Origin of the sequence: Streptomyces sp. NEAU-W12 (assembly GCF_026242095.1) — a bacterium.
GTDB lineage: Bacteria > Actinomycetota > Actinomycetes > Streptomycetales > Streptomycetaceae > Streptomyces.
On record NZ_JAPJDM010000016.1, the window covers coordinates 1 to 7002 of the forward strand.

A 7002-nucleotide genomic window follows, 5' to 3' on the forward strand; every position below is an offset into this window, starting at 1 on the left:
CCGACGGTGTCGACGAGGCGCTGGTTGGCCTCGTCGATCTGGGTGGCGAGCTGGCCGAGGTTGCGGTCGACCTCGGCCTGGGCGGAGGCGGGGACCGGGGGGAGGTCCGGGGCGACGTCGGGGCAGCTGACCGTGCCCGGTCCCGCGAGCGTCCGGGCGCTCGCCTCGTTGCCGTCGGACGACTCGCCGGCGAGGGCGGATCCGGCGATCACCGCACCGGACAGCGCCACCGCGGCGGCGCCGCCGATGAGACCGACGCGACGCTTGTTGTACTTCGGAAGGGCCCTGGACATGTGAATGCCTCACTCGGGTCGGGGTCGGGTTCGGGGTTGCGTGGGGGGGAGAGCCCGTGGGGAGGGCTCGGCTGTGCCGACGCGGCGCCTGCGTCCGGCGTGAGATACGGGAAAGCGATTACCCGCGTTCAACCATCCGCCGGATCAACTCCGGACTCCGTCCGAAACCGGCCCCTCGGATCGGATGCGGTCCCTCCGGACGGAGCCGGATTGACGAATCATGCATCCTCCTGCATACTCATGCATGTCAGCGAATGCACTGTAAGGAGAATCCCGTGACCGAGCGCGTCGTACTCGCCTATTCGGGCGGTCTGGACACCTCCGTCGCCATCGGCTGGATCGCCGAGGAGACGGGCGCCGAGGTCATCGCCGTCGCGGTCGACGTCGGCCAGGGCGGCGAGGACCTGGACGTCATCCGCAAGCGCGCGCTCGCCTGCGGTGCCGTCGAGGCCGAGGTCGCGGACGCCAAGGACGAATTCGCCGACGAATACTGCCTCCCGGCGATCAAGGCCAACGCCCTCTACATGGACCGCTACCCGCTGGTCTCCGCGCTGTCCCGGCCGACGATCGTCAAGCACCTCGTCGCCGCCGCGCGGAAGCACGGCGCCGGCACGGTCGCCCACGGCTGCACCGGCAAGGGCAACGACCAGGTCCGCTTCGAGGCCGGCATCGTCGCCCTCGCCCCCGACCTGAAGTGCATCGCCCCGGTCCGTGACTACGCCATGACCCGCGACAAGGCCATCGCCTTCTGCGAGGCCAAGGGCCTGCCGATCGCGACCACGAAGAAGTCGCCGTACTCCATCGACCAGAACGTGTTCGGGCGCGCCGTCGAGACCGGCTTCCTCGAGGACATCTGGAACGCGCCGATCGAGGACGTCTACGAGTACACGCAGAACCCCGCCGTGGCGCGCGAGGCCGACGAGGTCGTCGTCACCTTCAAGGAGGGTGTGCCGGTCGCCATCGACGGCAGGCCCGTCACCGTCCTCCAGGCCATCCAGCAGCTCAACGAGCGCGCGGGTGCCCAGGGCGTCGGCCGGATCGACATGGTCGAGGACCGTCTCGTCGGCATCAAGTCCCGCGAGGTGTACGAGGCTCCCGGCGCCATCGCGCTGATCACGGCCCACCAGGAGCTGGAGAACGTCACCGTCGAGCGCGAACTCGCCCGCTACAAGCGGCAGGTCGAGCAGCGCTGGGGCGAACTGGTCTACGACGGCCAGTGGTTCTCCCCGCTCAAGCGCGCCCTGGACGGCTTCATCACCGAGGCCAACCAGCACGTCAGCGGCGACGTCCGGATGACGCTGCACGGCGGCCGGGCCGTCGTCACCGGCCGGCGCTCCGAGTCGTCCCTGTACGACTTCAACCTCGCCACCTACGACACCGGCGACACGTTCGACCAGGCGGCGGCCAAGGGCTTCATCGACATCTACAGCCTGTCGTCGAAGATCGCCGCCAAGCGCGACCTGGCCTGACCGCCCGGCTGACGTCCCGTCACGTACTACCCTGACCCCGCCTCCTCACTCTCCCGCGCCCGAGTGAGGAGGCGGTGGCGCATCCATGATGCGGCCCATCCGCGATCCGCCTGTCTTCGAGGAGCAACACAAGTGAGCAGCAACAGCGGTGACGTACGGCTCTGGGGCGGCCGTTTCGCCGACGGCCCCGCCGAGGCCCTGGCCAAGCTGTCCGCGTCCGTCCACTTCGACTGGCGGCTCGCGCCCTACGACATCGCCGGCTCGCGGGCGCACGCGCGCGTACTGCACAAGGCGGGCCTGCTCACCGAGGACGAGCTCGCCCGCATGATCGAGGGCCTCGACCGGCTGGAGGCGGACGTCGCCGACGGCTCGTTCACCGGCACCGTCGCCGACGAGGACGTGCACACCGCCCTGGAACGCGGCCTGCTGGAGCGCCTCGGCCCCGACCTGGGCGGCAAACTGCGTGCCGGACGGTCCAGGAACGACCAGGTCGCGACCCTGTTCCGGATGTACCTGCGGGACCACGCCCGTACGCTCGGCGGTCTGATCGCCGATCTCCAGGACGCCCTCGTCGGCCTCGCCGAAGCCCACCCGGACGTGGCCATGCCCGGCCGCACCCACCTCCAGCACGCCCAGCCGGTGCTCTTCGCCCACCATGTCCTCGCCCACGTCCAGGGGCTGTCCCGGGACGCCGAGCGGCTGCGCCAGTGGGACGAGCGGACCGCGGTCTCGCCGTACGGCTCGGGCGCGCTGGCCGGCAGCAGCCTCGGACTGGACCCCGAGGCGGTCGCCCGCGACCTCGGCTTCGAGCACGGCAGCGCGGCCAACTCCATCGACGGCACCGCCTCCCGGGACTTCGTCGCCGAGTTCGCCTTCATCACCGCGATGATCGGGGTCAACCTCTCCCGGATCGCCGAGGAGGTCATCATCTGGAACACGAAGGAGTTCTCCTTCGTGACCCTGCACGACGCCTTCTCCACCGGTTCGTCGATCATGCCGCAGAAGAAGAACCCGGACATCGCGGAGCTGGCGCGCGGCAAGTCGGGCCGGCTGATCGGCAACCTGACCGGCCTGATGGCCACCCTCAAGGCCCTCCCGCTCGCGTACAACCGCGACCTCCAGGAGGACAAGGAGCCGGTCTTCGACTCCATCGACCAGCTGGAGATCCTGCTGCCGGCCTTCACCGGGATGATGGCCACCCTCACCGTGCACCGCGAGCGCATGGAGGAGCTGGCCCCGGCCGGGTTCTCGCTGGCCACCGACATCGCCGAGTGGCTGGTCAGGCAGGGCGTGCCGTTCCGCGTCGCGCACGAGGTGGCCGGCGCGTGCGTCAAGGCCGCCGAGACCGAGGGCAAGGAACTCGACGAGCTGACCGACGAGCAGTTCGTGAAGATCTCCGCCCACCTCACCCCCGAGGTGCGCACCGTCCTCAACGTCCCCGGCGCCCTCGCCTCCCGGGACGGCCGGGGCGGCACGGCACCGAGCGCGGTCGCCGTCCAGCTCGCCGAGGTGAAGGCCGACGTGGCCGCCCAGCACGCCTGGGCCGACGCCAGGAACAGGCGGGACGCCGAGGAGTAGACCGGTCGCCGGTCCGGTTCCGGAAGGGCATCGCGGGTTACGTTGGTCGGGCAGCCGCAAGGAGCCGACCGATCGGAGCCCCGATGTCCTTCGCCGAACTGGCTTCGGCCACCACCCCGACCTGCCACATCGGCCTGGGACTCGCCGCTGTCGGCCGGCCCGGCTACATCAACCTGGGCCGGGACGAGGACCTCGGCGGCGACCGCAGCGTCGAGGCCCTGCGCACCCGCACCCACGACCTCCTCGACGCCGCCTACGCCCAGGGCGTCCGCTACTTCGACGCGGCCCGCTCGTACGGCAGGTCGGAGGAGTTCCTCGCGGACTGGCTGACGAAACGGCCCGACGCCGACGACGTCGTCATCGGCAGCAAATGGGGTTACACGTACACCGCGGACTGGTCCACCGACGCCGAGCACCACGAGATCAAGGAGCACTCCCTCGCCGCCTACGAGCGGCAGCGTGCCGAGTCCGACGCGCTGCTCGGGGACCGGCTCGACCTGTACCAGATCCACTCGGTGACCCCGGACAGCCCCGCCCTCACCGACAAGGACCTCCACGTCCGGCTCGCCGAGGCGGCGGCCCAGGGCCTCACCGTCGGTTTCTCCACCAGCGGCCCGGCGCAGGCCGACGCCGTCCGCGCCGCGCTCGCCGTCACCGTCGGCGGTGAACCCCTCTTCCGTACCGTCCAGTCGACCTACAACGCGCTGGAGACCTCCGCCGGGTCCGCACTGGCCGAGGCCCATGACGCGGGGCTCACGGTGATCGTCAAGGAGGGCATGGCCAACGGGCGGCTGGCCGGGGCCCACGCTCCCGACGCGCTCAGGTCCGTCGCCGAGGAGACCGGCCTGGCCTGCGACGCCGTCGCCCTCGCTCTCGTGCTGCGCCGGCCCTGGGCGGGCGTGGTCCTCTCCGGCGCCGCCACCACCGCGCAGCTCGCCTCCAACCTGCACGCGGCGGTCGTCGACCTCGACGACGAGCAGCTCGCCCGCCTCGCCGCACTGCCCGAGGACCCGCACGCGTACTGGGAGCGGCGCGGACGGCTGGCCTGGCACTGAGGAGCCCACCGGTCAGGCGTCCCTCCGACGGCGGGCCGACGCCGAAGCGGCCCGGTCCTTGCTGCGGGGCCGGGCACCCGTAGGGCCGCGGTGCCCGTGCCCCGAGGAGGCTCCGGGATGCCGGGTGTCAGGCAGCCTTCGCCTTGCTGGCGTACATGTCCACGTACTCCTGGCCGGACAGGCGCATGACCTCGGTCATCACCGAGTCGGTCACGGCCCGCAGGACGTAGCGGTCGCGGTCCATGCCCTCGTAGCGGGAGAACTCCATCGCCTCACCGAAGCGGACCGTGACCCTGCCCGGCCGGGGCAGGCCCGCGCCGCCCGGCTGGAGCTTGTCGGTGCCGATCATGGCGAACGGAACGACGGGCGCGCCGGTCATCAGGGTGAGCCGCGCGATACCGGTGCGGCCCCGGTAGAGACGGCCGTCGGGGGAGCGGGTGCCCTCCGGGTAGATGCCGAAGATCTTGCCCTCCTCCAGCACCTGACGACCGGTCATCAGCGCCGCGACCCCGCCCCGGCCGCCGTCGCGGTCGACCGGGATCATGCCGACGCCGGTGAAGAACCAGGCCATCAGCCGGCCCTTGAGCCCCTCGCCGGTGACGTACTCGTCCTTGCCGATGAAGAAGACCTGACGCTTGCAGACCAGCGGCAGGAACATCGAGTCGATGAAGGTGAGATGGTTGCCCGCCAGGATCACCGGACCGTCACCCGGGATGTGCTCCAGGCCCTCCACCCGTGGGCGGAACATCAGGCGCATGACCGGGCCGAGCACTGCCTTGATGAGCGCGAAGCGGGACAACGGGTCCTCCGGTGTCGGGAATGCGGTATGAGTCTGTGCAGGTAAGGACATTACTCGCGGCGGAGGGGGTCCCGCACGCCGGGTTCACCTGGTATCGCACGATGTCTACGCATGTTCACCTGCGGTGACACGGTGTTGTACGGCCGTGACACGCACACCGGGATGTGAGGCATGTCGCGTCCGCGGAAGCCGGTGCCGTCGGTCCGGGGTACGGGCACGGCCCGGATGGAACCACACGCGCCCGGTGGAGCGCGGGAGGCGCGCCGCCGGCCCTCCGGACCGGTCGGGTGCCCCGGCGCGGCGCCCCCACACCGACGGGATGTCAGACGTTCTGTCCGCTGAGCCCGTTCGGGTCACGGCCGGCCCGCGCGGCATCCCGTACAGCCGTATCCCCCGTGTGTTCCGGTCGCGGTCTCCCGCTCGTCATGTACGCGCCCCTACGATCGCCCCGCACTGACGGTCAACGGCAGGAGGGCCCCATGGGAACGCAGGAGTCGGGCGGGCGGACGGAAACCACGCCGTCCGGCGGAACCGGACGGCGGGCGCTCCTCGGCGCGGCGGTGCTCGGCGCGGGCGGCGCGGTCCTCGGGCCGAGCGGCACGGCGAGAGCCGCCGAGTCCCGGCACGGCGAGTCCCGGTACGGCGGGCGAGGGCTGAAGGGCCTGCCCGTCCCGACGATCATCGGCCACCGGGGTGCCAGCGGCTACCGGCCCGAGCACACCTTCGGCGCCTACGACCTGGCCCTCGACCTGGGCGCCGACATCGTCGAGGCCGGCGACCTGGTGCCCACCAGGGACGGCCACCTCGTCTGCCGGCACGAGCCGGAGATCGGCGGCACCACGGACGTCGCGGACCACCCCGAGTTCGCCGACCGCAAGCGTACGAAGCTGCTCGACGGCGTCTTCGTCACCGGCTGGTTCACCGAGGACTTCACCCTCGCCGAACTGAAGCGGCTCCGCGCCGTCGAGCGCATTGCGGCCAACCGCCCGCACAACACCCTCTACGACGGCCGCTGGGAGATCCCCACCTTCGAAGAGGTGCTCCGCTGGCAGAACGAGCAGACCCGGGGGCGCGGCAAGCAGGTCTGGATCTACCCCGAGCTCAAGCACCCCACCTACTTCCGCAAGCTGGGCCTGGGCACCGAGGAACTCCTCGCCCGCCTGCTGCGCAGGCACGGCAAGGACAGGAAGAACTCGCCCGTCGTCATCCAGTCCTTCGAGCCCACCAGCATCCAGCGGATGAGCCGGCTCGTCGCCAACCCGCTCGCCGTGCTGCTCTCCGGTGCGAACAGCCGCCCCTGGGACTTCGTCGAGAACGGAGACCCGCGCACGGTGGCCGACCTCGTCACGCCGAAGGGCCTCGAGGAGATCGCCTCCTACGCGCAGGGCATCGGACCGACCCTGGACCTGGTCATCCCCAAGGACAGGGCGGGAAACCTCACCGAGCCCACCACCCTGGTCCGCGACGCGCACCGGGCCGGCCTGATCCTGCACCCCTACACGATGCGCAACGAGAACCCCTTCCTGCCCGCGGACTTCCGCAAGGGCAGCGACCCCGACGCCTACGGTGACGTCTTCGGCGCCTTCCGGGCCTACTTCGCCACCGGCATCGACGGCGTCTTCACCGACCACCCGGACACCGGTCTGCTGGCCCGCGAGGACTTCCGCACCGGCTGAGTTCGAACAGCGCCAGGCCCTGTCGTCAACCGCCGGGCCGTTCCGCACCGGTTGGGGTGAGTTCCGGGCGCCCCCCGCCCCCCCCCCCCGGGGGCCGGGGGGGGGGGGGGGGGGCCGCCCCACCGGGTGGCC

At 71.4% G+C, this 7002-nt stretch carries 5 protein-coding genes and 1 pseudogene; 4 read left to right on the forward strand and 2 right to left on the reverse strand.

Annotated features, from left to right (window positions below; all coding sequences use genetic code 11):
- Positions 1 to 293, reverse strand: a pseudogene (locus ORI94_RS20685) (hypothetical protein); the annotation flags it as partial.
- A 275-nt stretch (positions 294 to 568) separates the two neighbouring features.
- Between ORI94_RS20685 and ORI94_RS20690 the strand changes: the two are divergent.
- The 3 genes from ORI94_RS20690 to ORI94_RS20700 all read left to right on the forward strand — a co-directional run bounded on the left by ORI94_RS20690 (position 569) and on the right by ORI94_RS20700 (position 4395).
- Complete coding sequence (locus tag ORI94_RS20690) at positions 569 to 1762, forward strand: argininosuccinate synthase (protein ID WP_266077735.1); 1194 nt, start codon at positions 569 to 571, stop codon at positions 1760 to 1762.
- Positions 1763 to 1894: 132 nt separating this feature from the next.
- Complete coding sequence (gene argH / locus ORI94_RS20695; RefSeq protein WP_266077737.1) at positions 1895 to 3340, forward strand: argininosuccinate lyase; 1446 nt, start codon at positions 1895 to 1897, stop codon at positions 3338 to 3340.
- A gap of 83 nt (positions 3341 to 3423) precedes the next feature.
- Positions 3424 to 4395 carry an aldo/keto reductase gene (locus tag ORI94_RS20700; RefSeq protein ID WP_266077739.1) on the forward strand — a complete coding sequence of 324 codons (972 nt, stop codon included), beginning with the start codon at positions 3424 to 3426 and terminating at the stop codon, positions 4393 to 4395.
- A 127-nt stretch (positions 4396 to 4522) separates the two neighbouring features.
- On the opposite strand, the gene ORI94_RS20705 is transcribed toward ORI94_RS20700, so the two are convergent.
- Positions 4523 to 5194 carry a lysophospholipid acyltransferase family protein gene (locus tag ORI94_RS20705; RefSeq protein WP_266077741.1) on the reverse strand — a complete coding sequence of 224 codons (672 nt, stop codon included), beginning with the start codon at positions 5192 to 5194 and terminating at the stop codon, positions 4523 to 4525.
- A gap of 479 nt (positions 5195 to 5673) precedes the next feature.
- On the opposite strand from ORI94_RS20705, the gene ORI94_RS20710 reads away from it, so the two are divergent.
- On the forward strand, positions 5674 to 6870 hold the full coding sequence (locus tag ORI94_RS20710) for a glycerophosphodiester phosphodiesterase (RefSeq protein ID WP_266077743.1): 1197 nt from the start codon (positions 5674 to 5676) through the stop codon (positions 6868 to 6870).
- Positions 6871 to 7002 lie beyond the last annotated feature (132 nt).